Genomic DNA, 25,337 nt, shown 5'->3' with positions numbered 1-25,337 from the left:
CGGAAAGGACAGTCTGGCCAGGGAAGAAGCCTGGCGAGGACGACCTGTGATCAAGTACAAGGCGATGTTCAGGCAACATGTACCTGCGCGACTGGCAGATCAGGCTCCCAACGGATCAGGGTAAATAAATCGCACTGCAGGTAAGCACATAGCTTGTTCAAGTGCTCGGTACTGGCATTATAGGTCCGGTCTTTGAGCATTCTGTGCAAAGTCATGCGGCTAATCCCGCTTGCATCTGCAATTTCGGTGATGGTGATGGTTCTGCCCCACTCTAATTGTTTTTTTAAAATAACGTTCTTTAACTCTACGTAAATCACACAACTTCCTGACAACTTTTGATTGTTCGCGTGTTTCAAGCGCGATGCCACACTTGGATAAAGTGTAGTCTGCACATGAATGCCTGGGCTTGATCGATATCAATCCTCCTCAACTACGCGACTGCCTGAGGACACAAAACATTATACAATTTTATAAAGTGTTTGCGATACGTGAAAAGACGCATGCTAGGCTGATTTGGTTCAATCAACGTCAATACGCTTTGCCCTGCCCATCACATGCGAATAGGCACGCGTCAATTCGGCGCCCATCAGGAATATCTGCGCGGAGTAATAAACCCAGATCAACAATACCAAAATGGACCCGGCTGCCCCATAGGCACTGGAAAACGCACTGTTGCCGATATAAATGCCAATCAGCCACTTACCGATGGTGAATAAAACTGCCGTAATGATGGCGCCTATCCAAACTTCATCCCATTGAATCTGTGCACGTGGCATGGTCTTGTAAATCATGGCGAACATACCAGTCGTCAATGCAAAACTGAACACGGTATTCAGTATCCCCGCAATCAGTATCCAGCCAGAAAACACCGGCGACCACCATTTGCTGATCGCCGCCAGCCCGGCGCTAAACACTAGTGAGACCATGAGCAAAAAGCCGATGCCCAAGATCATGCCAAACGATAACAAGCGCACCCGCAGCAAGTACCACAAGCCGCTGCCTTCCCGCATCGGTGCTTTCCAGATACGATCCAGCGAGTCCTGCAACTCGCCAAACACAGAAGTCGCCCCTACCAGCAATAGCACCACCCCAATGGCAGTGGCAGCAATGCCTTCGGACGGTCGGCTCACGCTTTCTAGCAGTGTTTGTATTGCCACCGCGCCACGTTGCCCCATCAAGCTATTCAACTGGCCAATAATTTCGCCGCGCGCAGCCTCCTGCCCAAATATCAGCCCCGCAATTGAAATCACTATCAATAAAAGCGGTGCAATCGAGAACAACGTGTAGTAAGCCAGGGCGGCACCCATGCTTTGTGCGTAATCATCCCGCCAACCGACAAAGGCCGTTTTCACCAGTAGCCAGACTTGTTTCATCCAGATTATCCATGCATAGACTATAAAGACTTGCCGTTTAGCAGCAAGGGGTAGCTTTGCCAACGTTAAACGCAGCAGAAACCTGACTCCAGCATACCCAAGGGCACGGCCACGCCCTATCGGTCAAAGGGGTATCTCGCTGTCAGAAATGGCCGACGGACTGCGCGGCGGCTGACCGCACAGAGTTACGGCGAAGCATGCGGGATTGGTATTCAGCATTACGCTTGCAGATTAGGTAGTGGCTAGACCTGCTGAAGGTCTACCAGTCTCCTGAAAGGTATCATACACAGAAAAATCAAACTCACGCGCACTGACAATCGACTCTTGCCGGATCACCAGCGGCAAATTGTCGCCGACTTTTTTGTAATCGGTAGTAAACATCACCTGCAACGTGTCTTTGTCGCGATAACCGCTCACAAAAGGCAGAAAACTGATTTCCTGATCCGCACCCTCATTCTCGTTGGGCTCGCCCATGGTGGCCACCCGCCCCACATACACCTTGCGGTCATCCAGCACCAACATCAGGTTGCGGTCGTTAATCATCGCCGAAAACAGCAACTGGTCCAAAGGACTGTCAGAAAACAACTCCGACATAATGACAATATCCACTTCTTCATCGCTATCGAGCTGCAAATAATGTTTAAGCCGCCAATACACCCACTTTGAAATCAATAACGGCATCAACAATGTCGTCAGGGCAATCACACCTAACAGCACATAGCGTTTTTTATCCCCCTCGGTGAGCCCCAGGCTATCCGGCAGATAACGGGCCAGCAAATCGACATAATCGATGCCAAGAGTACGCGTCCCCTCAAACACCGCGATCGCTGACAGATTGATCAACAAAACATGAAAAATGGCCGCCGAGATCAGGCAGAGAATACCGAGATAGGCCGCTTGCAGGTAAAGATACTGGCCTTCGTATCGATGCAGCTTAAAGAAGTACTGGGGATGGTAATGACAAACAAGAAACCCTGAAACCAATATCAGCAGAACAAATAACACCCCCATGGCTATTTTTGCAGGGGAAGATTCGCAATCTTTGAAGCATCTGCCTGAAAACTGGCTGAATTGACAATGCTGGCCGGGTTAATTGTCACCGTGCCACGACCGACCACTTTTAATGTCGGGTATTTTTTCTTGGCATTTTTGACCTGCTCTGCCAGCAACTTACTATTGGCACTCATCTTTAGGAATAGCATTTCGACCTCCGTTGGGCTAAGAATGTCGCAATCTCGCAGCCTTGTCAACTATGAGGGTGGCTAAGGCTATTTTTGCGACAGTCTGAAATATTAAACCTTGAATGGAATAATATTAACGTTCAAAAGCGAACAGCTCTCCTCTACTGGCACATTGGATAGAGTAAAGGCCAAAGGATAACCCTACGATCATCTACCAAACGTCAAGGGACAAGACCTCTTAGCCTTGCCCCTTCTTGCAGTATTGATTAGTCGCTTTATGTCAGAACGAAGACGCGCCTGGAATCCAGTTAGTGCCTGCGAGCGGAACCTTGGCCATCGCAGCTGATTCAATCGTGAGTGCCACCAAATCCTCAGGTTCCAAATTATGCAAATGAGATTTACCGCATGCTCTAGCAATCACCTGAGCCTCCATCGTCAGCACAGAGAGATAGTTTGCAAGGCGACGGCCAGCTTTCACCGGATCTAAACGCTTCATCAACTCTGGATCTTGAGTAGTAATCCCTGCAGGGTCCTTGCCTTCATGCCAATCATCATAAGCGCCGGCAGTGGTCCCAAGTTTTTGGTATTCCTCTTCCAGATGTGGATCGTTATCACCCAACGCAATTAATGCAGCGGTGCCGATAGCAACAGCATCTGCGCCCAACGCCAAAGCTTTAGCGACATCAGCACCATTTCTGATACCACCTGAAACAATCAGCTGAACTTTACGGTGCATACCCATATCTTGCAGTGCCTGTACAGCTGGTCGAATTGCCGCAAGAATCGGAATACCCACATGTTCAATAAACACCTCTTGTGTGGCAGCGGTCCCACCTTGCATACCATCGAGTACCACAACATCGGCACCCGATTTAACAGCGAGAGTGACATCAAAATATGGACGCGTCGCACCCACCTTCACATAAATTGGTTTTTCCCAATCTGTGATCTCACGCAGTTCAGCAATCTTAATTTCCAAGTCATCTGGACCAGTCCAGTCTGGATGACGACAGGCAGAACGTTGATCGACGCCTTTAGGCAAGCAACGCATTTTCGCGACACGGTCACTAATTTTCTGGCCCAGCAACATCCCCCCGCCACCAGGCTTCGCGCCTTGGCCAATCACCACTTCAATGGCATCCGCTTTCCGCAGATCATCTGGATTCATGCCATACCGGGAAGGCAAGTATTGATAGACCAGAATCGAAGACTGACCACGCTCCTCAGGCGTCATACCGCCATCCCCAGTGGTTGTACTGGTACCGACTGCGCTTGCCCCACGGCCCAGCGCCTCTTTTGCTGGCCCAGACAGCGCACCAAAGCTCATGCCCGCGATAGTCACTGGTGTTTTGAGATGAATAGGTTTCTTGGCATAACGTGTTCCGAGGACCACATCTGTGCCACATTTCTCACGATAACCTTCCAGTGGATATCGACTGACAGAAGCCCCCAAGAATAGTAGGTCATCGAAATGTGGCAATTTTCGTTTAGCACCCGCGCCACGAATATCATAAATACCGGTGGCTGCTGCACGGCGAATTTCTGACATCGTTCCCGGATCGAACGTCGCAGAAAAACGCGGTTCTGTTTGCGGAGTTTTTTTAGAGGTATCGCTCATGATTAATATGCTCCTGCGTTATCAACATGGAAGTTATAGAGAGTGCGTGCAGAGCCAAATAATTTGAAGCTATCCGGATCCACGTCTGCGTGGCCTGATTTGGCCAGAAGATCCACTAAAATATTGCGTGACTCCTGATCCATCTCCTTCTCTTCACAATCGGCACCCAAGCTCTTGACATTACCGCGCACAAAGAGTCTAGCCTCATATAATGAGTCGCCTAATGCCTCACCTGCGTCTCCAAGCACCACCAGATTGCCAGCTTGTGCCATGAATGCGGAAAAGCTGCCCACAGAACCGCCAACCACAATATCAGCCCCTTTGAGCGAGATGCCGCAGCGAAGCCCGGCGTCACCGTCAATGATTAACAAACCACCTTGCGCCGTAGCGCCAGCAGCATTAGAAGCGAAGCCTTTCACATGTACCACGCCGGACATCATATTCTCCGCCACACCAGTGGAGGCACTTCCGGTCACAGTGACTGTCGCCAGTTGGTTCATGCCTGCGGCGTAATATCCGGCGTGACCATCGATTGTGACATTCACCTCAGCATTCAGGCCGACTGCGATGTTGTGAGCACCATTGGGATTGCTAATGACCACGTTTTTACCACTCAACTCTGCTGCAGGACGATGCAGATATTGATTAACGGCTCTCAACTCGGTATTTTCCAAGTCAAATTTTAGACTTTCCATACGTACATCTCCTTTGGTGAAGGTTCAAAAACGTGAGCATTCTTCACATCAGGAAGGTGGGCTAAAGAGCGGAACTCTGAAGCGATCGCGACATAATCATCATGCTCCGCGACCACTGCAGGCTTACAAGCAAATGGATCCCTCACCAAGGCCAATTGATCTTTGGTACCCATCAACAATGTATAGAAACCATCCAGCTCGTCGAAACCATGTTCCAGGGCGGTTTTCAAATCGTCGCCTTCACGCATACGCCACTCAAGGAAGCGGCAGGCTGCTTCAGTGTCATTGTCGGTTTCAAAATTGATCCCTTCATGTTGCAGCTTGCGACGGAGGCTGTTGGGGTTAGAAAGAGATCCATTGTGCACCAGGCACCAGTCAGTGCCTGCTGTAAAAGGGTGCGCATGCGCTGGCGTAATGGCAGATTCAGTCGCCATCCGTGTATGCCCGACCAAATGCGTGCCACTCAATGCTGGCAAATCATAACGCGCAGCCACATCCGCAGGCAGGCCGGTATCTTTGTACACGTCGATCGATTGACCCACAGAAAGGATATGAATCTGCGGATAGGCTTGCTTGATCCAGCTTTTTACTTTCGCGGTGTCCACTGCGGAGGTGAGAATCGCATGATTACCCTTCACCGCGAGAGTGACCTGATCTGAGTGCTCAGAATTAAAGTCTCGCTCCAATGCCTTCCAGCTAAAATCTGCCGTCGGTGCATACAGGCTATATTTCAACGCATTTGCATCCACAGGCGATGTAAACACAGCCATGCCAGCAGAGTCCGGTCCTCGCTCTGTCATCCCAATCAGCATCGGCATCATCAATTGACCGATATTTGCGCGCATACTCTGGTTTTTAACCAGTAATCCTACAATTCCACACATCATTTTCTCCTATCAATACTTCATGTTCGATGACCAATGCGTCACGCACATCAAACAATTAAAAGAACTCAACATACCTATCAATTTCCCACTGGGAAACATGCCGTTGATAATCTATCCACTCCATGCGTTTGATCTTTAAAAACTCTTGGGCAAGATTTGCCCCCAGCGCATCCATGATGACCGCATCACTCTCAAGCGCATCCAATGCCTCACCCAGATTCTGTGGAAGGATGCCAATTTTCAACGCTTGAAGTTGCTCGGGGCTGTAATCGTAGAGATTCTCATCATGCCCCTTGCCTGGGTTTAACTGACGGGCAACGCCATCCAAGCCCGCTGCGATCACGGCTGCAGTTGCAAGATATGGATTACAGCTGCCGTCAGGGAGCCGCAGTTCTAAGCGGCCATAAGGAATACGCACCAATGTCGAACGGTTATTGTTACCGTAACTGATATACGCTGGCGCCCACGTTGACCCAGTTAATGAGCGCCCAACGACCAGTCTTTTGTACGAATTTACGGTCGGATTACATAAGGCGGTCAGTGCCGGGGCATGCGCGAGGATCCCGCCCAGGAAATGATAGGCCAGGCTAGACAACCCTAGGCCAGAGGGATCATTGTCGTCTTGGAACAGGCTTTTTTCTCCATCCCCTATGGACATATGCATGTGCATACCATTGCCTGGCCGATTGCTAAATGGCTTAGGCATGAACGAGCAGATCATGCCCATCTCATTGGCTATTTCACTCGCAGCCATCTTGAATAAAATGTAATCGTCTGCACTTTTGAGGCATTCAGAATAGGTGTAGTTAATTTCAAACTGACCATTCGCATCCTCATGATCGATTTGATAAACATCCATCCCTGCCGCAATCAGCGACTCAGTTAACTTACCCAGATACTCAGAGTGTCTGGTGATCCCTTTATAGTCGTAACAGGGTTTTTGCAACGTATCAGTTTCATCAAACGGCAGAATCTGACCCTGTTCGTCACGACGCAGTAATGAGAACTCTGGCTCTAATCCTGTGTAGAAAGTCCATCCACGTTCGGATAACCGGGCAATCTGCTTCTTAAGAACGACGCGTGCATCATATTCATGCGGTTTATTGTTAACATGCCCATCGCACACCAGTCGCGCATAACCAGGTTGCCAAGGCACCAAGCCAATGGTGCTCAGCTCACCAACCGCCATATAATCAGGGCCATTGGGTGCAATGCCTGTCCCCCAAATTGCACCACCAGCAAAACCTGCGCCCTTCGTCAGAATATCGTTGAGATGCTCAGCAGGTACTGACTTTACCTTAGCTACCCCATGAATATCGACGAATTGGGCAAGGACGTACTTGACCTTGTTTTCCTGCAAAAACTTTTGTGCTTCCTGCAAAGACTTCATTGAGTGCCTCACCTAAAATTTATTAATTAAAATTCGAAACGATCAAGAACTAGTTATCATCTGTTTGAAGTGAACATCCAGGCCAACAGCGCCTCCGCCGAACTCCCCGGCGATTTCGGTGAGCGTGCTCCACATGTAGTTACCATAGCTACCATCGCACCATAAGCGGTAGACCAGCTCCCCATTCAGCAATTGGCGGATTAAAGTCACAGACACGCCAGCCACACTGGTCATCAACACAGCATCCGCAGCAAACGCGCCTTCACTCAGGTCTAGTGCACATATTTCACTGAATGCACTGTGGAAATGCACGCCGCTCAGGATGAACGAAGCGTCATAACGCGCCACTTCATAAAGATGCTCTGGTGCATCATTTGCATTGATTGCAATCTGCCCTTGGTGGAAACCTTCCAATAAAAATTCACTCCGCCCAAGTCTTAACACCAATCCTCCAGCGTGATCTTTACGCCATGTATTGGGTGCTTCTGGCACGGTAAAGCCTTGGGATTCAAGCCACTCAACGGCCTTTGCTCCTTTAATGCCTGCTCTGGAAAATGCGCTCACATCACAAATACCGAGCTTCTTCATCCTTTGCATCTCGATATCCGTATTTTCATAACTTAGAACGATTTCCATCCCATTCAAGATTGCTTTCTTCATCGTTAACCCTGATTGCGCAAAACTGACGGGGGAGAGTCGGTCAAATACCATTTCCATATTTAATCCCCTTCAATAAATGGTGACTGCACAACATAGGCCTCCACCATCTGGCCGCTGTCAGTTCTAATACTCAAGACGTCACCCAACGTTGTATTCGTTGGGGATACATATGCAAACCCGATGAATCTTTGCAGTGTAGGACTCAACGATAGACTGGTGACCCTGCCCTCAATCTGGCCACTCTTGCTGATCACTAAATTACATTCACATGGCACAGGGCCCTGGAAATCTGGCTTAAACGAAAAAGCCACCAGTTTTTTTAGCAGAGGACGTTTGCGGATAATTTGCAAACTGCGTTTACCGATAAAGAAAGATTTATTGAGGTTGATGGCCCAGTCAGCACCAAGCTCAAAGGGGTTTGTAAGACCATCGGTATCATGCCCCACTAATGGGTGGCCCATTTCCAATCGAAGCAATCTTTGTGCCTCTGTCCCAAATGGTTTAACACGCCCATCAACGCTTCCACTGTCTAGCAGCAAATTCCACAACTTAAGCACAGATGAGGCAGGCACATGGATCTCATAGGCCTGATTAGAGACAAATCCAACGCGAATCACACGTGCCTTTATTTCTCCTATGGATGTATCGGCTACTGCACCTAATAAAAACTGGTCTTCAGAAAGATCCAAAAGGGTGATTTTCTGCAGCACCTTTCTGGCCAATGGCCCGGCAATGTTCACCGCGCCATATGCGCCCGTGACATTGATGAAGGTCACATTCAGGCCCCAAATCTGATTCCACCGCTGCATCTCACGGTAAACCGCGGCTGCATTGCTGGTACTTGCGGTCACATAGAAGAAATTTTCTGCGATCCGGCACGCGACACCGTCATCTACCATCACCCCTGATTCGTCCAGCATTAAGGCATATCGGGAGCGCCCAACCCTTTGATCTTTAAAATTACCAGTATAGAAACGTTCCAAAAATTCAGCGGCATTGGCGCCATGAATCTCTATCTTGCCTAAGGTACTGACATCAATGATGCCGGCTGCACTTCTGACGGCTTTTGCTTCGTTCTGGATAGACTGCTCTTTGGTTTGCCCATCCACTTTGTAGTAGGCTGGACGTTTCCATGCGCCGACATCCGTGAACACTGCACCGTGTTCTGCGTGCCACTGATGCAGCGGGGTATCTCGATGAGGATGCAACCCCCTGCCTGCCAAATGACCTATTGGTGTTGGATGAAAGAAGGGCCGTGCCGTTGTCGTGCCAATTTTATTGACTGGAAGACTTCTGATGCGTGCCAGAATACGAATCGCATTCATATTTGAATGCTTGCCCTGGCTGGGGCCCATGCCAACGGTCGTGAAACGCTTCATTAACTCGATGTTATCGAAGCCTTCCTGAGCCGCATGAATGAAATCTTTTACGCTGATATCCTCATCGAAATCCACAAAGTTTTTACCTTTGGGATGCATCACAATCGGATAAGGATGGCTAGGCGATGAGCCGGAAAAACTGTCTACGGTGGTGTCGTTTCCAACATAACCCAAATACTTGAGGGCATCAGAGGCAGCCCGGGCGCCATCCTGGAGGCGTTGATTCAAGCCAAAAACACCGTTCACCTTACCTGCAGCGAAAATGCCATTGGGCAGTCTTGACGGTACGAATTGGTGTATTTGATCGTCATAACGCATGCCGGTACCAGCTTGATAGAGCAATGCAGCAGCAGGCGCCCAGCCTGCACACATGACAATACCGTCACAGTCAATCTGTACGGATTTCCGAATATCGGCCTGCGCAGAGCCTTCATCGTAATCCGCGACAATCGCGCCTTTGACACCTAACTTGCCGGATACCGGCACAGCTTCATAGATGCAAGCACCGTTATGGATTGGTATGCCTTTATTTGCGACCACACTGGCAATGGCATCCGTCTCTCCACCCGCCCGCATATCAACAATCGCCGCGACCTCTACACCGGATGCAATCAGATCAAGCGCCACCCGGTAACCATGGCTATTAGCGGTGACGACTACCCCCTTCAAGAATGGCTTAACGGCGTATCGTGCAATGAGACGTTGCGCGGCGGAACCAAGCATGACTCCCGGTAGATCGTTGTTTCTGAACACAGGAGGTTGCTCAAAGGCGCCACTGGCAACAATCACTGCTTTAGCACGTACTTTTGTGATTCCAGATTCGTCTACGATCGGGATCAGATGATCAGCATAATATCCGGCTGCATAAGCATTAGTTTTCACTTTTAAATTACGCAGGCTTTGTGCTTCACTCAACATGTTTGCTAACTGTTCGTGATGCTCTGAATTGCCTGCATTGTCGTAAGCAAAACTTCCGCCGGGGTTGGCATTTTCATCCACCAAAAGAACCTCTAAGCCTTCACGGGCTGCAGTCAAAGCAGCAGATATCCCTGAAGGGCCAGCGCCAACCACAAGGAGATCGTAATGCGAATGCTGTTTCTTTTTTAAGAGCCGCGGATAGTTAAAGTTCACCACGCCCAAACCAGCTGCATTGCGAATGATGCGCTCCCAAAACGGAAACAAACCACGTGGGGTATGAAATGCTTTGTAATAAAAACCAACGGGTAAGAGCGCCGATATCGAATCAAGAAAGCGCTTCTTATCCGCCATCACCCCGCCGTCAACATTGACTACTTGGAGTTTCATCCCCGCTTTAAGCTGAACAACATCGGCTCGGATATTGGTATCGACACCATCTGTCACCATGATGTTGACGTCATGATTTGCCAAGGTAAAAATGCCTCTGGGGCGATGGTATTTAAAACTACGGCCTAATACTTTCTCGCCAGCCGCCCACAAGGCGCTGCTAATCGTATCGCCTTCAAAACCCTCATACTCTTTACCTTCAAATGAGAATTTGATTTTGTTGTTCCGATTGATCCACTCACCGGAAGTATTTTGCAACCTCATGCTCATTTAGCAGCTTCCTGTTCGTATAAGTAGGTACGTGCTACGTTGTCTGTTAAGGTGTCTCTTTCTGCAACAAACCAGGTTCCGCTAGGAGAGTGATACCACCATTCTTTTTTTAGCCCTGGCGCGCCATTGCGGTTATAAACATAATCGGCCCACTCTTTGTCGCTGCATTCAGCTTCGGGCATATCACGTAGTTCACCACCAAAGACAAATTCGCTTAGTGGTCTCACGCCATTAATCGGGCAAGTAAGTAATTTCATTTCTAATCTTCCTGATGCTTAGTGACCGACCGAAGCCGCACCTTTTTCGCCAGTCAATTCGTACTCTTCAAATCTTGAAAGCCTGAAAGGCTTGATGAGATCTGGCGCCATATCATTAGCAATCGTGGCAGCCATCGTTTTCCCGCTGATCGGTGTGGCCTTGAATCCCCACGTTCCCCACCCGGCATCGAGATAAAAACCTTCCACCGGTGTCTTGCCCATAATGGGAGAGAAGTCTGGGGTCATGTCTGCCATCCCGCCCCACTGCCTGACGATCTTCACATTGGAGAGGAATGGGAACATGTCTAACATGTGAGACGTCAGTCCCTCCACAAAGTCTAAAGAAGACCTGGTCGAATGAACCTCATAGGGATCCAACGAAGACCCCATGACCAATTCGCCACGGGAAGATTGACTGACGTAGACATGCAAGCTACCGGAAACCAGGATTGAATCCAGCCAGGGCTTCATTGGCTCAGTCACACAGGCTTGCAAGGGATGAATGACAATAGGCGTATCAATGCCAGCCATTTTGCAAATGCGGGGAGTGAACCCTGCCACCGCTGAAAGCACTCTGGGGGTAGAGATATAACCTCGGCTCGTTTGTACCCCTTGAACCTTACCGCCCTTGATATCGATGCCAGTCACTTCTGTACTCTGAAATATATCGACACCTAACCTATCGGCGCCGCGGGCGTAACCCCAAGCGACAGCATCATGCCGAGCCACAGAACCTGGCCCATGATACAAAGCCCCTAAAATGGGCGCATGGCCACTGCAGCTGATGTCTAGCTGGGGGCAGGCTTTTGAAATCTCATCCGGACCAACGACATAACTATCCACGCCCACATGTTTATTGACCTCAGCGCGCCAACGCATTGTCCGCATCGCTGATTCTGTATGTGCCAATGTGAAATGGCCGCGCGTTGAATAGAATAGATTGATATCTAACTCTTCGGACAAACCTTCGTATATTTTGACGCTGGCATCATAGAAGTTCACGCCCTCTGGGGTCAGGTAATTAGACCTGACAATGGTGGTATTGCGGCCGGTGTTGCCGCCACCCAAATAACCCTTTTCAAGCACGGCTATATTAGTCATGCCATGGTCTTTAGCCAGATAGTAGGCAGCAGCCAAACCGTGTCCGCCTCCGCCAATAATGACTGCGTCGTAACTTTTCTTAGGGGTCACATTCTCCCTAAAAAACCGAGTCTCTTTGTACTCTTTACTCAACGCATATTTAAGCAATCTTAGAGGCATTCAACGCTCCGCAACTATCCAACATCAATCTCGACATGAAAATTTTATTCCCAGCAGGAAACAACAATTCCATTTATACGCATTGCAAAAACCGCTGTCAACGGCTTTATGAATATTTTTTTCCTTCCAGGAATAAATTTACCTATTTTGCAATGATTTGGTGCATAATTTGGACTGATGAACCCATTTAGAGCATCGGGATAGCCTTAAAAAGTGGCTGAGGGTGGGTTAATGACTGGGATGATTAGTTAATTAATTCTCCAGCAGAAACTTGATTTGCCGTCACTTGATTTATTGGGCCTGTGATAATTGAACGAGAAGAATGGATATGGGAGTTTTAGCCGCCAATGACCTCTGATTTGAAAAAAAATGTTGTCCCTATTACTGAAACAGAATCCAAACCTTTGGGTAAACACTTGGGGAATGTCATTAAAGAGGTCAGAAAGCAACATGGCCTGACGATTGCTGATGTCGCTGAGAGAGCGAATATTAGTGTTGGAATGTTCAGTAAAATTGAGAATGGTCATGTATCGACCAGTCTTGAAACATTGGAACAAGTAGCCAACGCGCTTGGCGTAACGCTTTCAAGACTGTTCCGCGACTACAACGCCCCCTCAGGAAATGCACAATTCGTTAAAAAAGGGCATGGTATGGAAGTGGTACGCCGCGGCACAAAGCTCGGCCACACATATCATTTATTAGCCTATGACCAAGGGCCTCAAAAGACTTTTGAGCCATTCTTGATCACGCTGGAAGATCAGGCGGAAGAATTCCCCCCTTTTGAACATGGAGGGACTGAATTCATTCATATGCTGGAGGGGGTATTAGAGTACAAGGTAGGCTTGGAGACTTTCTTACTTGAGCCAGGCGACTCACTGACCTTTAGAGGAGACCAGCCGCATCAGCCAGCCAAGCTCATAGAGGTCCCAATCCGTTTCCTGGCCATTATTCATCACGACCCAGTTGATCATTCAGGAGGCAGTGAGTGGACGCAGTCATAAGTATTCGAGATGCACAAGAAAAAGATGCCGCTCAACTAGCCAACCTTCTACATGCGCTATTTAGTATAGAAGCCGATTTCAAACCGGACATGGAGAAACAAAAAGCCGGTTTAACTATGCTGATATCACAACCAGAACATGGGGTAATCAAAGCTGCATTTACAGAAGACGGGAAACTGATTGGGATGGTTAGCGCGCAACTAGTCATTTCCACCGCACAAGGAGCACGCTCTGCTTGGGTAGAGGACATGGTCGTTCATGCAGAATTTAGACATCAAGGAATTGGTAGAAAACTACTGCAGTCGGCATTGGATTGGGCAAAAGAAAAAGGAGCGACTCGTGCCCAGCTATTGGTCGATATTGAAAATGAACCCGCGATAGGGTATTACCGGCACCTGGGTTGGGAAAGCACTCAGTTAAATGCGAGAAGATTATTTTTATAATTGTTGTACATTTTTAACTAGTCATATCTCACCGGCTAAGGTAGCAAAGAATGCTCATTCACAAACTACCTTTTTCTAAGTGGCTAATTTTGTCACTTCGTAGAAATGAAAACGGAGCTTGGCTCTCATAAATGGAGATCTGGACTTCACCCGCGCTGTTAGACAACCGAATACATAACTCCCACACCAATCCCACAGCATGAATAAAAAATACAGTCATTCACGGACAGGCGTAAAAAAAATTTGAAAGTGAAAAACCAGCCTAATTAGCCAGTATATAAGTGAAGTATGGTGCCCGGAGCCGGAATCGAACCGGCACAGCCGTTAAGCCGAGGGATTTTAAGTCCCTTGTGTCTACCAGTTTCACCATCCGGGCGGTAGGTCTAGCAAGCTTTGTATTCTAACACCGTGATCTATGTTGCATAGCGGTGAGAATGTGTGCTTGAGAAAGATTTGGAGCGGGAAACGAGTCTCGAACTCGCGACCTCAACCTTGGCAAGGTTGCGCTCTACCAACTGAGCTATTCCCGCATATTTACAACATGAGACTGGAGGCGCGAGCCGGAGTCGAACCGGCCTAAACGGCTTTGCAGGCCGCGGCATAACCGCTTTGCTATCGCGCCAGAACCAACAACATAAAAACAACTTATGTTAAAAAGGGAAAGCCGCGCTTTCCCCAGAATTTGGAGCGGGAAACGAGTCTCGAACTCGCGACCTCAACCTTGGCAAGGTTGCGCTCTACCAACTGAGCTATTCCCGCGTATTTCCTTACGTCATGTGTCGTAAAGAAGCTGGCATTTTAATGATTTTGAGACAGGTGTCAAGGAAGATTTTGAAAATAATATGTCTTTTTTCGCCTTGCTTTTTTAGATGGTTTCGCGTATCGCCGGCCACGCCGCGCGCAGGTAGTAACCCATGGAGATCAGGGTCAGCAATGCGGCGATCACAATGAGCCATTCACCCAGCCACTGGATGTTGATGCCAAACAGCGGATCAAACCAAAGTAGCAGGATGATGGCGACCATCTGCGCCGCTGTTTTGATTTTTCCGACCATGGCGACCGCGACATTGGCGCTTTTGCCTATGCTGGCCATCCACTCGCGCAAGGCACTGATGGCAATTTCGCGGCCGATGATGATGAGCGCGACCACCGCCCCGACCCGGTGCAACTCCACCAGCACAATCAAGGCGGCGGCCACCATCAGCTTGTCAGCCACAGGGTCAAGAAACGCGCCAAACTTGGACATTTGGTGATATTTGCGGGCCCAGTAGCCATCTAGCCAGTCGGTGAATGAGGCCAGAATAAACACACTTGCAGCGGTGAGGTTTACCCAGTGTGCTGGCAGCCCGTCGCTGGCGATGGCATTCGCGGGCAAAAAGAAGATACCAACAAACACCGGGATCATCGCGATGCGTAGCAGGGTGAGTATATTGGGGACATTCCACATGGTTATTTTGCTCAGGGCTGTTGCAATGGCTTAATGCAATCGTTCGTATATGGTTTGCGCCAGTGCCAGGCTAATGCCTTCGACTTGTGCAATCTCGTCTATGCTAGCACTTTTTATCGCATCCAGGCCACCAAATCGCGTCAACAAGGCTTTGCGGCGCTTGGCCCCTACCCCTTCAATCTCCTCCAGGCTAGAGGTAATGCGCGCTTTGGCGCGCTTGGCCCGGTGGCCGGTAATGGCAAACCGATGTGCTTCATCGCGGATTTGTTGCAGCAGGTGCAAGCCGGGATTATCCACGGGTAAATTCAGCATTTCGCCAGTGTCGGAGAAAATCATGGTTTCGAGGCCCGGTTTGCGCTCTTCTCCCTTGGCAATACCAATCAGCAGGATATCGTCTAAACCGACCTCTTGCATGACCTCCATCGCCACACCCAACTGGCCCTTGCCACCATCAATAAAAATCAGGTCAGGGCGTTTGCCCTCGCCCGCAGCAACTTTTTTATAGCGCCGGGTCAGCACATCCCGCATCGCCGCATAATCATCGCCTGGCGTGATACCAGTGACGTTATAGCGGCGGTATTCACTGTTTTGCATATCACCACGGTCAAACACCACGCAACTGCCTACCGTGGCTTCACCCATGGTATGGCTGATATCAAAGCACTCAATGCGCTCGGTGTTCTCGGCGAGGTTAAGCGCCTCACGCAACGAGAGCAAACGCGCCTGCTGGTTGGCCGAAGTCGCCAGCCGTTGTTGTAGCGCCAACTCGGCATTCGTCTGCGCCATTTTGAGCCAGACTTTTTTATCGCCAATCGCATTGGTCAGCACGCGGATTTTGCGCTCGGCCTGCTCACTGAGCATGGTTTCGAACTCGGTTTTGTCGATCTCCGCCCCACACACCAGCAAAGGCGGCGTGTTTTGCGCCACATAATACTGGGTAATAAACGCCTCTACCGTTTCTACCAGCTCGGCATCTTGCGCGTTCTTGGGGAAAAAGCTCTTGTCACCCAAATGACGCCCGCCACGGATCATCACCAGATTAATGCAGTGCTGACCCTCAATCTCGGCGCAGGCAATCACATCCGCATCACTCACGCTAAAGTCACTGACAAACTGCTTGGCCTGCACCTGACGCAAGGCCTGAATCCGGTCACGCAACACCGCCGCCTGCTCGTATTCCATCGCCTCGGCTGCAGCATTCATCCCATCCGCTAATGAATCCATCACCTCACTGGTTTTGCCCAGCAAAAATAGCGCCGCGTGGCGCACATCACTCGCATAGTCTTCTTGGGAAATCAGATTCACACACGGTGCAGTACACCGCGCAATCTGATATTGCAAACAAGGTCGTGATCGGTTGGCAAACACGGTGTTTTCACAGGTGCGAAGCTTAAACACCTTTTGCAGCAACTGAATGCTCTCACGCACCGCTGGCGAGCTGGGGAAAGGCCCAAAATACTGATGTCCTTTACGCTGGGTGCCACGATGGAACGCCAGCCGCGGAAACGCATCGCCTGTGAGGCTAATATAGGGATAAGACTTATCGTCGCGAAACAACACGTTATAACGCGGCATGATGCTCTTGATAAGGTTATTCTCAAGCAGCAACGCCTCCGCCTCAGAGCGGGTCACCGTCGTCTCGATATTGGTAATCTGCGACACCATCAATTTGGTACGCGGACTGGCGAGGTTTTTATTAAAGTAACTCGAAACCCGCTTTTTTAAATCTTTGGCTTTACCCACATAGATCACGTTATTTTCCGCATTGAGCATGCGGTAAACGCCTGGCAGGTTTGGAAGGTTTTTCAGGATGGGTTTGGGGTCAAACATATGAATATTCTAACATCGCCATAGGCGGACTGGCTTCGCCTGACTGCACTCAATACAAAGGAGGTATATTTTTCATCTGCTAAATACAGATTGCTGGAGAAAATATCGCGAGCCTATTGTCAGGTTTGAGTGCAAAGTCACCAGTCAATTGGGTGCTGAATTTTTGTTATGCATTCTTTGATGATACAGCTCTAATCTTTGTTGCCAGATACCAATAGTAAGCTGCTATTGACGTAGAAATTACAACTACATCTACTACCGTTGTTTCAACTGTTACTTCATTAAGAAACTCTGGATTTAACAACAATGTCTCTAAACTCTTGCTACCAATTAACAGTGGAATCATTACTGCTGAAACACGTATCAATACTGGTAGCCCAATACAGAATACCCTTACAAGAAAATCCCTATCATCACCACAGGAGTTAATTTTATAGCAATAATAGACTCCAAATATGGATATTCCAAAAACTAGAGCAGAGCTAAGGGCGTCGTAATAATTATAGATTGACTCAATATAAAGAGCCTGATTTGAAGCTACAGACATCAATATAGTAAACATCAGCATATATTTGAACTCTTCTTTTTGTGACACTTTTCCCGACTTAAAGTCTTTTACTAGCGAGTCAACTTTCCATAGGTACATTTATTGTTTCCTTCTATGCATAGGTGCGCCGTTAGGCGTCCCGCTTGAATGATGGGTTTGAAGTAAGGGGCTGGCGAAAAACTTGGCTCAACCTTCGTTATTAATAAACATTTCATAAAAGCTTTTTCTCGCCAGTCCCGCTTGACTGATAGGTTATGCACTTACTTTGATGGGAATACCTCTGCTTCCCCCTTCTGCGCGAAAACCTCACCAAAGGTGAGTTGGTCTTTATTTAATTGGTATGGAAAGAAGACAACTACCGAATAGTTCTCGCGGTGATTGAGAGACACAGCTATGGCATCAGATTTTTTCCCAGACGACGGTAATGTGACTTTCACATCGTAAACCAATGCCGTAGCTTTGTACTCTCCTGACTTTGCACCTTTAGCAAAACCTTGCTTTAGCAAACGGATGATGTCGCTCGATGGCGGTAGTTCGCGACCGTCGTAGCCTGCCACGCTCGCGATTTCGCCGTTTTCTTTTAGAGCAGCACTGTATGGAAAGAACTCACCATGCTTCTGGAGCATTTGCTCTGCGAATGGGAGTGCCGTGTTCATGAGATTTTCGCACTCAGCCTTGGGCGTACTCATGTTTTGAGCACCAGCAACGAGTGAGTACAGCAATGAAAGTGTGAGTAATAAAATTCTCATGGCGCATACCGTTTGAATTAAGGGCCGCCGTTAGGCACACCGCTTGAATGAGAGGTTAGCGTGCATATTTTCTCTTGATATTATTATCAATTTCTTTATATTGCGACTCACTTTGGATATTGAGGGATAGCTCTACATAAGGTGATAAAGCCTTATAACTACACATTGCCTCAATAAGAATATCACTTGATTTCCTCATGAGTGTTGCACCTTTTATGTCTTGAGCGGATGTGGCATAAAGCGGAGCTAATAGATTACTTACTATCCTTAAACTTTCAAGGCAACCATTCATTTCAGAGTATTGCTTTGTGCCTCTGACGTAGTAAACAGCCTGAGTGCTGTTATTAATTGCAACCTGATAATCAACGAACGGTAATTTGGAGTTTGATGCGTTCGGTGCATTAAAGGTATAGAAACCAAGTTGGCTAGCCATGCTATCAGAGGCGCCAGGAACAGCTGCTGTGTAAGGAAAGGGCTTACTGATTTGCACTTGCAACATATCAATAGGTTTTGGTGATGGGTTTGAATGTGCTGCATTACAAATGCAAAGCATCACTACACCAAAAATATAAAACACTGAAATCTTATGGATCATATTTACGCTAACGCTTGAATTAAGGGGCGCCGTTAGGCGTCCCGCTTGAATGATGGGTTGGGCCAAGAACTAAGGCTCAATAACAAATAAATCATTGCAAGGCCACAACATGCGGATGCCAAATTAAGCAATATAACGAGCCATGAAACAGAGTGTAGATGCTTAGCTCTAGATTCATAGGTGGACAATACATGGCCTGCAACTGTAAGTTCGTAAACATCATTTACTGCTGAAAACATAAAGCCGCGTTCAGTGTGAAAGCCGATTTGAACAGACGCTCCTTTTGATATGCGCAGGTTATTGTATCTTTCGTTAGGACACCAATCTTTAAAGGTAGTCTGATTGGTCGGGCTGGTAATTGTGTAAAAGAAATGGGCACGTCGTCCATAGGTACACCTAGTAACATCGGTCAATTTGCCATCGATGAACTTTAGAGATTCTTTCGATACGGGTGATGTATAAGACTGTATTGAGCTATCAATTGAGGTCGCGAAAATGCATAGCCCAAAGAGTGCGCCGACCGCTCTTAGTATCCTATATGTCATAAAGCCCAACGTAATGTAGACACCGGAATCGGTGTATATCCTGAGGCAGAGCTATTGTTACAATCAACCATCATTCTCAATAACCATTTGTTTATATTAATTAATTTAATAATCATGAGTAAAAAAATTTTATTAAATCAATAACAAAACACACCTGATTAAGACTAGTTACCCTAAAAGCTCCCCACCAATCGCCCAATCCTCATACTCGACCTCTTCAAACACGATATAGGTGTAATTAGCTGGTTTATGCGCGTGCTTTTGCAGGGTTTCAGTGATCTCTTTGGCGATTTGTTTTTTCTGCTCTTTGGTGACTGAGCCTGCTAGTTTCACATTGACATAAGGCATATTGACACTCCTTTTGTGGTTGGTTAAATGATCTTTAAACTAGTGGTGATGACCTGCGCCGCCGCGGAGAATATCGCGGATGAGGTTGAGCGTGACCACCAGCAGCAGTACTGAAATCAGGATAGAGAGGATGGGGTCTATGTTCATCCAGCCGGTAAAGTAGATGACTACGCCTGCGACCACGGCGGTAACAGAGCCGAGCAAGTCGCCTAGCACATGCAGGAAGGCGGCACGGTGGTTTAAGTTTTCATCACCGCCGTGATGGTGTTGCTGATGATGCATGTGTTTTGCAACAACGATGTTAACCAATAAGCCTACCAGGGCAATGATGCTGACATAACCGCCTGCGACTGGCCGCGGATTTTGCAAGCGCTCGATGGCTTCGTAGACAATCCAGCCGGTGACTAGCAGCATGGAGACGGCGTTGATCATGGAGACCCGACGCTCGGTGTGTTTTGAGGCAGGATGCCCACTGCGCGCCTGCTGTGCTGCCCACATCGCAAGGCCGAGTGCCAGCACATCAAACAGCATGTGCCAGGCGTCGCTGAGCAAGGCGAGGGATTGGGTCCACCAGCCACCGACAAACTCAACCACGGTAAAGACGGAAATGGCGAGAAATGGCAGCCAAAACGGGTTACCGTGCTCGTGATTATCATGGCTATGCGCGTGTTCGTGGCTATGATCATGCCCGTGATTATCTGCGTGATCGTGACCATAAGGGCAGCGACCAGAAGAGTGAGAATGTTCGTGAGGTGTATGGCTAGGTTTCATGATGGCATGCTAATGCAAATTAGCTGCTTTTCACAATAGGGCACTTCTATAAATTCAATTTACGTCGCGATACGGCGTTGCTCATATAGTGGGTTAAGCAGGCAATTCGCAAAGCGAATGCTCGCAAAAAACTCTTCCTTACATATTACTTATATGCTGCGTCAGATTTTTTTAATCGCGCCTTGTCTAGCCCATGCATTCTAAACATAAGTCACTTGATTTTATAAAAGCACCCTATCGACTTTCTGACATAAAACAGTCTCTAATGAAAAATCTGGGATAATGCTGGCTTGTAGAGAAAATCATCATGTTAAGTTACAGACACGCCTTTCATGCTGGCAACCATGCCGACGTTTTAAAACACTGGATATTCAGCCTGGTGCTGGATTATTTCAACCAGAAGGATAAGCCTTATTGGGTGGTTGATACCCATGCGGGGGCCGGACTGTATCGCCTGGACAGTAGCGTGGCGAATAAAACAGCGGAATACGTGGATGGCATTTTGCGTTTGCAGCAAAGCCAGGCGCCTGAGCCGTTTCAAATCTATCTGGAGGCTATTGCCGCAGCAAATAAAGATCAGCCCATGCTTTACCCGGGCTCACCTTGGCTGGCCAGCCACCTAATCAACCCGGTGGATAAATTACGCTTGTTTGAGCTACACCCGGCCGATGCGGCTTTGCTGGAACAGCAATTTGCATCACAAAAACGGCAAATCGCGATTCAGCAAAAAGACGGCTTTGAGGGCATCAAGGCTTGCCTGCCGCCACCGACCAAACGTGGCATCGTGCTGATTGATCCGCCTTATGAAGTCAAAGATGATTACTCACGCGTGGTGGATTGCATTAAAGATAGCCTGAAGCGCTTTGCTACCGGGACCTACCTTATTTGGTATCCCCGCTTGCAACGCCCAGAACCGCAGCAGATGATAGACAAGCTGCGCCGCCTGGACACCGACTTTTTGCATGTGACGATGGATGTAGAACAACCTTCAGCCGATGGCTTTGGCATGTATGGCAGTGGCATGTGGGTGATTAACCCGCCGTGGACCTTGCGGCAATCGGTAGAGCCACACCTGCCGTGGCTGGCACAAGTGTTAGCGCAAGATGCAGGTGCACAAGCCAGTTGCGAAGGCAAACAGCGCTAGACTAGGTTTGATTCAACTGTGCTTGATTCAACTAGTCTTGATTAGGCGAGCTGGAATGGGCAAACACTCATGCCCCTAATAGCGGATACGGATGCGTTTATGCGTATCCCTGCCCTGCCCAAGCGTGACGGTGAATTGATGGCTGGCGATGGTTTGCCGGTTACCAGTCTGGATACGCACCCGCCACTCGCCTGGCGTGAGATTGGTTTTATAGGTATAGCCGCGATAACCGCTGTCACGTCCGCCTGTCAATGAAAACCCCGGGGTAGAGACACTCACCCACTGGTCATCCTGTTTTTTCTGCCAATCATGCAGCAGATGGGTTTTGAGGCCTTGTGGCGCAAAAATGGCAGAAAAGCATACCAGCCGTTGACCGGGCTGCAAGTAAAAATGGTCGGTATCCACCCGCCAAAACTGCCACCAGGGCGACTTTTCCACCGTCATCCAATAGCCTTGAGGTGACTTTTCCAGATCGTAGGCTACCACCACGGCTTGCTTGACCAACGGCACAGGCGGAATCATGTCTTGCCGGTAAGCCAGCATGAGTAACCCGGCAATTGCCCACACTGGCCAGATTCGGCCTCTGTGATGCGGCGCGCGCTGGTAAAGCACATAAGTGATGGTCGCCCCGAGCAAGGTACTCAGGTAAAACCAAGCCGCATGCACGCTGCCAAACAAAAAGGGAAAGGCAAAGTTACACCACAGGATGGAGCACAGGCCGAACATACTCCAGCACAAGCTCAGGCGCCGGTATTCACTCTCAAGAAACTCGTTGGCGACCAGCAACGCGCCCAACACCAGGGTAATAATCCAGGCCACGCCCTCGCTGGAGCTTTTGAAGTACAGAATAAACAGAGCGCTTAACAAGCTGCCAAACAAAAATTGTAATACCCAGTATGGCCAATCGTGCACTGGCCAGCGCGTGACTTTGTGCTGCACCCATTGGAAGCGCAACAGCCGCTCGCCCAGCCGCCGGATGGAAGAAGAAGGTTCGGCCAACTGGTACATGAGAATAGCGGCCACCAGCAAATACAAGGCAAAAATGATCATGTCGGACATGGCGACTTTTTTGCCTATGGTAATCGCGTCCCAGACAAAGCCGCCGATAAAAAACACTATCGGCAGCGCCATGCGGCTACGGGCAAGCCAACGTGACCATCTTGAAAGGGCTTGCGCTTGATCAGTCATCATTTATTACACTTTCCACATCTGTCATCAGGCAGCATTTTGTATCAGGGCGGTATTTTGCGCATGCCCTGCACGAAACACAATCTTATTTTGCGCGTTTGAAAAGTAAACTTACTTTGATAATCAAACCTTGCCTGTTAAACTTTAAGTTATCTTAAGAAAAAGCCGTTAACTATCAATAAAGTTAAGTTTTTCTCTCACTAATCATTGGCTAATACCCTGATATCCCATCAAACATGCGAACCCTAGTAAAGCAGTTGGTGCACAAAGTAAGCGAGATCAAATCTGTCAGTTATGAAACTGAGCAGGCACTGATCCGCGTGCTTTTTGTCAGCATGATTACGCTTTACTTGCTGATTAATCGCAGCAGCTATGAACCCGTATTGTTGTGTCTGATTTATCTGGGCTTTGGTTTTCTGATGTTGTATAACATCTTGCGCAACCCGGCCAAAAACGAAAAACGGCAATGGACCGCCATGGTGATGGACATCACTGCCACCTCGCTAGAGCAAATGATCTCGGGGGCGATGGCCGGCGTATTTATCGGCATTTATCTGTGGCTGATTATTGGCTATGGCTTGCGTTATGGCACCAAGTTTTTCAAAGGCTGCTATATGCTAAGTCTGGTGGGCTTTAGTCTAACCTTGTATTTAAACCCTTATTGGATAGAACACCAGCATCTGGCTTATGGCTTTTTGCTGACGCTGTTACTGATTCCACCGCATGCCCTACGGTTGCTGGTGAGCCTGGAAAAAGCCACCAAAGAGGCTGACCAGGCCAGCGAGGCAAAGACAAACTTTCTGTCGAATATCAGCCATGAGATGCGCACACCGCTCAATGGCATTATTGGCGCCAGTGAACTGCTGGCCCAGACCAAGCTTGACCGCAAACAAGCCGAATTCTTGAATATGGTTGGGGCCTCAGCCAGCAGCCTGAAAAAGCTCATCAATGACGTGCTCGATATCAGCAAGATTGAAAAAGGTAAAGTCGATCTCGAAGAGATTGCTTTTTACCTGCCAGACTTGATCAACCGCTTGCACCTCGTGTTTCAACTTGAAGTGGAGCGCAAGCAACTCTGGTTGAAGTTCAATCTCGCCAATGAAGCGGAACGGCACTTTTCTGGCAGCATGCATCATCTGGAGCAGATATTGACCAATTTGATCGCCAACGCGATTAAATTCACGCAGCACGGTGGCGTCGAGATCACGGTCAGTGTCCAGGAACAGTATGCCAACCGCAGCCTGTTATGTTTCCGCATCCAAGATAGCGGCATCGGCATCAAGGCAGAGGCCTTGCCTTTTATTTTTGACAGCTTCACCCAGGCCGATAGCAGCATCACCCGGCGTTATGGCGGCACGGGCTTGGGTACGACGATTGCCAAACAACTGGTTGAGGTCATGGGTGGCAGCATTAGCGTGAGCAGCAAGGAAAATGTAGGCACAGTCTTTGAGGTCAGCTTGCCCCTGACGCACGCAATCGCGCCCAGTGTTGACAGGAGCACCGAAATCAACCTGGATAACGCCTCCAATGTGGTGCCATTAAGTAGCCACACCCGATTCCGCAAAAAAATCCGTGTGCTGATTGCAGATGATAATGTGGTCAACCGGATGATCCTGAATGAGACCCTGCAAAGAATGCACTGTGTGGTGAAATCCGTGGACAACGGTGATGCCGCGCTTGATACGCTGGAGCGGCATCAGTTTGACCTGATGATCCTGGATTACAACATGCCTGAGATGAATGGCCTGGAGGTGTTCAGGATTTATCATGCCTTGCCGGGCAGTCAGCCTACCCGTACCGTGATCCTCACCGCAGATGCCACCAAAGCCACACAAGATCGCTGTTTGCGTGCCGGTGTTTATCAGGTATTGACCAAGCCTGTGGTATCGCGTCAGATACAAACCCTGGTGGAAGCGATTACAAGCACACTGGACACGCAAGCTGGCGCCGAGGCGCTTGCCGCCACCACATCCACCAATAGAAAACGTGGCAAACTGCAATCGCCAGCAGATGCCCATCCCTCGGCAACCGCAGAAAGTATCCCGACCATTGCACCGATGACCGAGCCGCTGCTGGATCAGGACCGTATGGCGCACTTGCTCAAGCTCGGTGGCAGCGAGGCGTTTTTAAACAAACTTATCCGCGAATTTATCGAGACAACAGATGACCTGGTCCGCGACTTAGGCAAGCAATGCATGGACCTCAACTTTGCACAAGTTCATACACTGGCGCACAGCCTGGCTGGGGAATCCGCCAACATGGGCCTGATTCCATTGAGCAAGCACAGTCGTCGCCTGCTGGGCTTAAACATGAAGGATGCCTCGACCATTTCCCTGCTATATCAGGCAGTTGCAGACTGCTACGAAGAAACCCGTGGCCAGCTCATGCAAGAGCGAGACAAGCTTTCATCCAAGCGGTCAAAAAAATAGCTAGTGCAAGCGCCTGGCATCCCCC

General features: G+C 48.8%; 24 protein-coding genes and 4 tRNA genes. 4 read left to right on the top strand and 24 right to left on the bottom strand.

All coding sequences use genetic code 11. The features are described 5' to 3' along the window. Positions 1–68 precede the first annotated feature (68 nt). The 12 genes from AACH41_RS05925 to AACH41_RS05870 form a co-directional block, all read right to left on the bottom strand. The gene (locus AACH41_RS05925) at positions 69–317 is read right to left on the bottom strand and encodes a helix-turn-helix transcriptional regulator (protein WP_338657445.1); all 249 of its coding nucleotides are present in this window, start codon (positions 315–317) and stop codon (positions 69–71) included. Between the two features lie 201 nt (positions 318–518). Next, entirely contained in the window at positions 519–1,373 is an 855-nt protein-coding gene (locus AACH41_RS05920; protein ID WP_338657444.1) for a YihY/virulence factor BrkB family protein, read from the bottom strand. Positions 1,374–1,604: 231 nt separating this feature from the next. After that, the gene (locus tag AACH41_RS05915) at positions 1,605–2,384 is read right to left on the bottom strand and encodes a hypothetical protein (protein ID WP_338657443.1); all 780 of its coding nucleotides are present in this window, start codon (positions 2,382–2,384) and stop codon (positions 1,605–1,607) included. Positions 2,385–2,386: 2 nt separating this feature from the next. Beyond that, a complete protein-coding gene (locus tag AACH41_RS05910) occupies positions 2,387–2,575 on the bottom strand; it encodes a hypothetical protein (protein WP_194746949.1) in 189 nt (62 codons plus the stop codon). A gap of 259 nt (positions 2,576–2,834) precedes the next feature. Beyond that, positions 2,835–4,172, bottom strand: coding sequence for an FMN-binding glutamate synthase family protein (locus AACH41_RS05905; protein ID WP_194746950.1), 1,338 nt, complete (start codon positions 4,170–4,172; stop codon positions 2,835–2,837). 2 nt (positions 4,173–4,174) lie between these two features. After that, on the bottom strand, positions 4,175–4,867 hold the full coding sequence (locus AACH41_RS05900) for a protein glxC (RefSeq protein ID WP_338657442.1): 693 nt from the start codon (positions 4,865–4,867) through the stop codon (positions 4,175–4,177). Continuing rightward, positions 4,855–5,751 carry a glutamine amidotransferase family protein gene (locus AACH41_RS05895; protein WP_338657440.1) on the bottom strand — a complete coding sequence of 299 codons (897 nt, stop codon included), beginning with the start codon at positions 5,749–5,751 and terminating at the stop codon, positions 4,855–4,857. Before AACH41_RS05895 ends, AACH41_RS05900 begins: the two co-directional genes overlap by 13 nt. Positions 5,752–5,809: 58 nt before the next feature. After that, entirely contained in the window at positions 5,810–7,144 is a 1,335-nt protein-coding gene (gene glnT / locus AACH41_RS05890; RefSeq protein WP_275354894.1) for a type III glutamate--ammonia ligase, read from the bottom strand. 42 nt (positions 7,145–7,186) lie between these two features. Continuing rightward, positions 7,187–7,861, bottom strand: coding sequence for a sarcosine oxidase subunit gamma (locus AACH41_RS05885; protein WP_338657439.1), 675 nt, complete (start codon positions 7,859–7,861; stop codon positions 7,187–7,189). Positions 7,862–7,863: 2 nt separating this feature from the next. Next, positions 7,864–10,752, bottom strand: coding sequence for a 2Fe-2S iron-sulfur cluster-binding protein (locus AACH41_RS05880; RefSeq protein ID WP_338657580.1), 2,889 nt, complete (start codon positions 10,750–10,752; stop codon positions 7,864–7,866). A 2-nt stretch (positions 10,753–10,754) separates the two neighbouring features. After that, positions 10,755–11,015 carry a sarcosine oxidase subunit delta gene (locus AACH41_RS05875; protein ID WP_018987286.1) on the bottom strand — a complete coding sequence of 87 codons (261 nt, stop codon included), beginning with the start codon at positions 11,013–11,015 and terminating at the stop codon, positions 10,755–10,757. Between the two features lie 18 nt (positions 11,016–11,033). Continuing rightward, positions 11,034–12,275 (bottom strand): FAD-dependent oxidoreductase, encoded by a 1,242-nt coding sequence (locus AACH41_RS05870; protein ID WP_194746956.1) that lies wholly within the window; start codon positions 12,273–12,275, stop codon positions 11,034–11,036. Between the two features lie 347 nt (positions 12,276–12,622). Between AACH41_RS05870 and AACH41_RS05865 the strand changes: the two genes are divergently transcribed. Continuing rightward, complete coding sequence (locus AACH41_RS05865; protein ID WP_194746957.1) at positions 12,623–13,276, top strand: XRE family transcriptional regulator; 654 nt, start codon at positions 12,623–12,625, stop codon at positions 13,274–13,276. Next, positions 13,261–13,719: a GNAT family N-acetyltransferase gene (locus AACH41_RS05860; protein WP_338657437.1), complete on the top strand. Its 459-nt coding sequence runs from the start codon at positions 13,261–13,263 to the stop codon at positions 13,717–13,719. Before AACH41_RS05865 ends, AACH41_RS05860 begins: the two co-directional genes overlap by 16 nt. Positions 13,720–14,008: 289 nt before the next feature. Here AACH41_RS05860 and AACH41_RS05855 read toward each other — a convergent pair. The 11 genes from AACH41_RS05855 to AACH41_RS05805 all read right to left on the bottom strand — a co-directional run bounded on the left by AACH41_RS05855 (position 14,009) and on the right by AACH41_RS05805 (position 20,551). Beyond that, positions 14,009–14,095, bottom strand: a tRNA-Leu gene (locus AACH41_RS05855). Between the two features lie 78 nt (positions 14,096–14,173). Then, a tRNA-Gly gene (locus AACH41_RS05850) sits at positions 14,174–14,249 on the bottom strand. Between the two features lie 18 nt (positions 14,250–14,267). After that, positions 14,268–14,341 (bottom strand) — tRNA-Cys (locus AACH41_RS05845). 61 nt (positions 14,342–14,402) lie between these two features. Continuing rightward, a tRNA-Gly gene (locus AACH41_RS05840) sits at positions 14,403–14,478 on the bottom strand. A 106-nt stretch (positions 14,479–14,584) separates the two neighbouring features. Then, complete coding sequence (pgsA, locus tag AACH41_RS05835; RefSeq protein WP_275354884.1) at positions 14,585–15,166, bottom strand: CDP-diacylglycerol--glycerol-3-phosphate 3-phosphatidyltransferase; 582 nt, start codon at positions 15,164–15,166, stop codon at positions 14,585–14,587. 30 nt (positions 15,167–15,196) lie between these two features. Then, entirely contained in the window at positions 15,197–16,996 is a 1,800-nt protein-coding gene (gene uvrC / locus AACH41_RS05830; RefSeq protein ID WP_338657436.1) for an excinuclease ABC subunit UvrC, read from the bottom strand. Positions 16,997–17,162: 166 nt separating this feature from the next. Beyond that, a complete protein-coding gene (locus AACH41_RS05825) occupies positions 17,163–17,642 on the bottom strand; it encodes a hypothetical protein (protein ID WP_338657435.1) in 480 nt (159 codons plus the stop codon). Positions 17,643–17,803: 161 nt separating this feature from the next. Then, positions 17,804–18,292 carry a hypothetical protein gene (locus AACH41_RS05820; protein ID WP_338657434.1) on the bottom strand — a complete coding sequence of 163 codons (489 nt, stop codon included), beginning with the start codon at positions 18,290–18,292 and terminating at the stop codon, positions 17,804–17,806. A gap of 55 nt (positions 18,293–18,347) precedes the next feature. Then, positions 18,348–18,953: a hypothetical protein gene (locus tag AACH41_RS05815; protein ID WP_338657433.1), complete on the bottom strand. Its 606-nt coding sequence runs from the start codon at positions 18,951–18,953 to the stop codon at positions 18,348–18,350. A gap of 647 nt (positions 18,954–19,600) precedes the next feature. Beyond that, positions 19,601–19,780: a 4-oxalocrotonate tautomerase family protein gene (locus tag AACH41_RS05810; protein WP_018985002.1), complete on the bottom strand. Its 180-nt coding sequence runs from the start codon at positions 19,778–19,780 to the stop codon at positions 19,601–19,603. A gap of 39 nt (positions 19,781–19,819) precedes the next feature. Beyond that, positions 19,820–20,551, bottom strand: coding sequence for a cation diffusion facilitator family transporter (locus AACH41_RS05805; RefSeq protein ID WP_338657432.1), 732 nt, complete (start codon positions 20,549–20,551; stop codon positions 19,820–19,822). Positions 20,552–20,858: 307 nt separating this feature from the next. On the opposite strand from AACH41_RS05805, the gene rlmJ reads away from it, so the two are divergent. Continuing rightward, the gene (gene rlmJ, locus AACH41_RS05800; RefSeq protein ID WP_338657431.1) at positions 20,859–21,695 is read left to right on the top strand and encodes a 23S rRNA (adenine(2030)-N(6))-methyltransferase RlmJ; all 837 of its coding nucleotides are present in this window, start codon (positions 20,859–20,861) and stop codon (positions 21,693–21,695) included. Between the two features lie 75 nt (positions 21,696–21,770). Here the strand turns inward: rlmJ and AACH41_RS05795 are convergent, their stop codons facing one another. Next, on the bottom strand, positions 21,771–22,886 hold the full coding sequence (locus AACH41_RS05795; RefSeq protein WP_338657430.1) for a DUF2914 domain-containing protein: 1,116 nt from the start codon (positions 22,884–22,886) through the stop codon (positions 21,771–21,773). A 233-nt stretch (positions 22,887–23,119) separates the two neighbouring features. Here AACH41_RS05795 and AACH41_RS05790 point away from each other — a divergent pair, with 233 nt between their 5' ends. Continuing rightward, positions 23,120–25,312, top strand: a complete 2,193-nt coding sequence (locus AACH41_RS05790) for an ATP-binding protein (RefSeq protein WP_338657429.1) — start codon at positions 23,120–23,122, stop codon at positions 25,310–25,312. Positions 25,313–25,337 lie beyond the last annotated feature (25 nt).

This window comes from Methylophilus sp. DW102, assembly GCF_037076555.1.
Taxonomy (GTDB): domain Bacteria; phylum Pseudomonadota; class Gammaproteobacteria; order Burkholderiales; family Methylophilaceae; genus Methylophilus; species Methylophilus glucosoxydans.
Note: the sequence above shows the minus strand (reverse complement) of the source record. Positions and strands in the feature narration are given on the sequence as shown.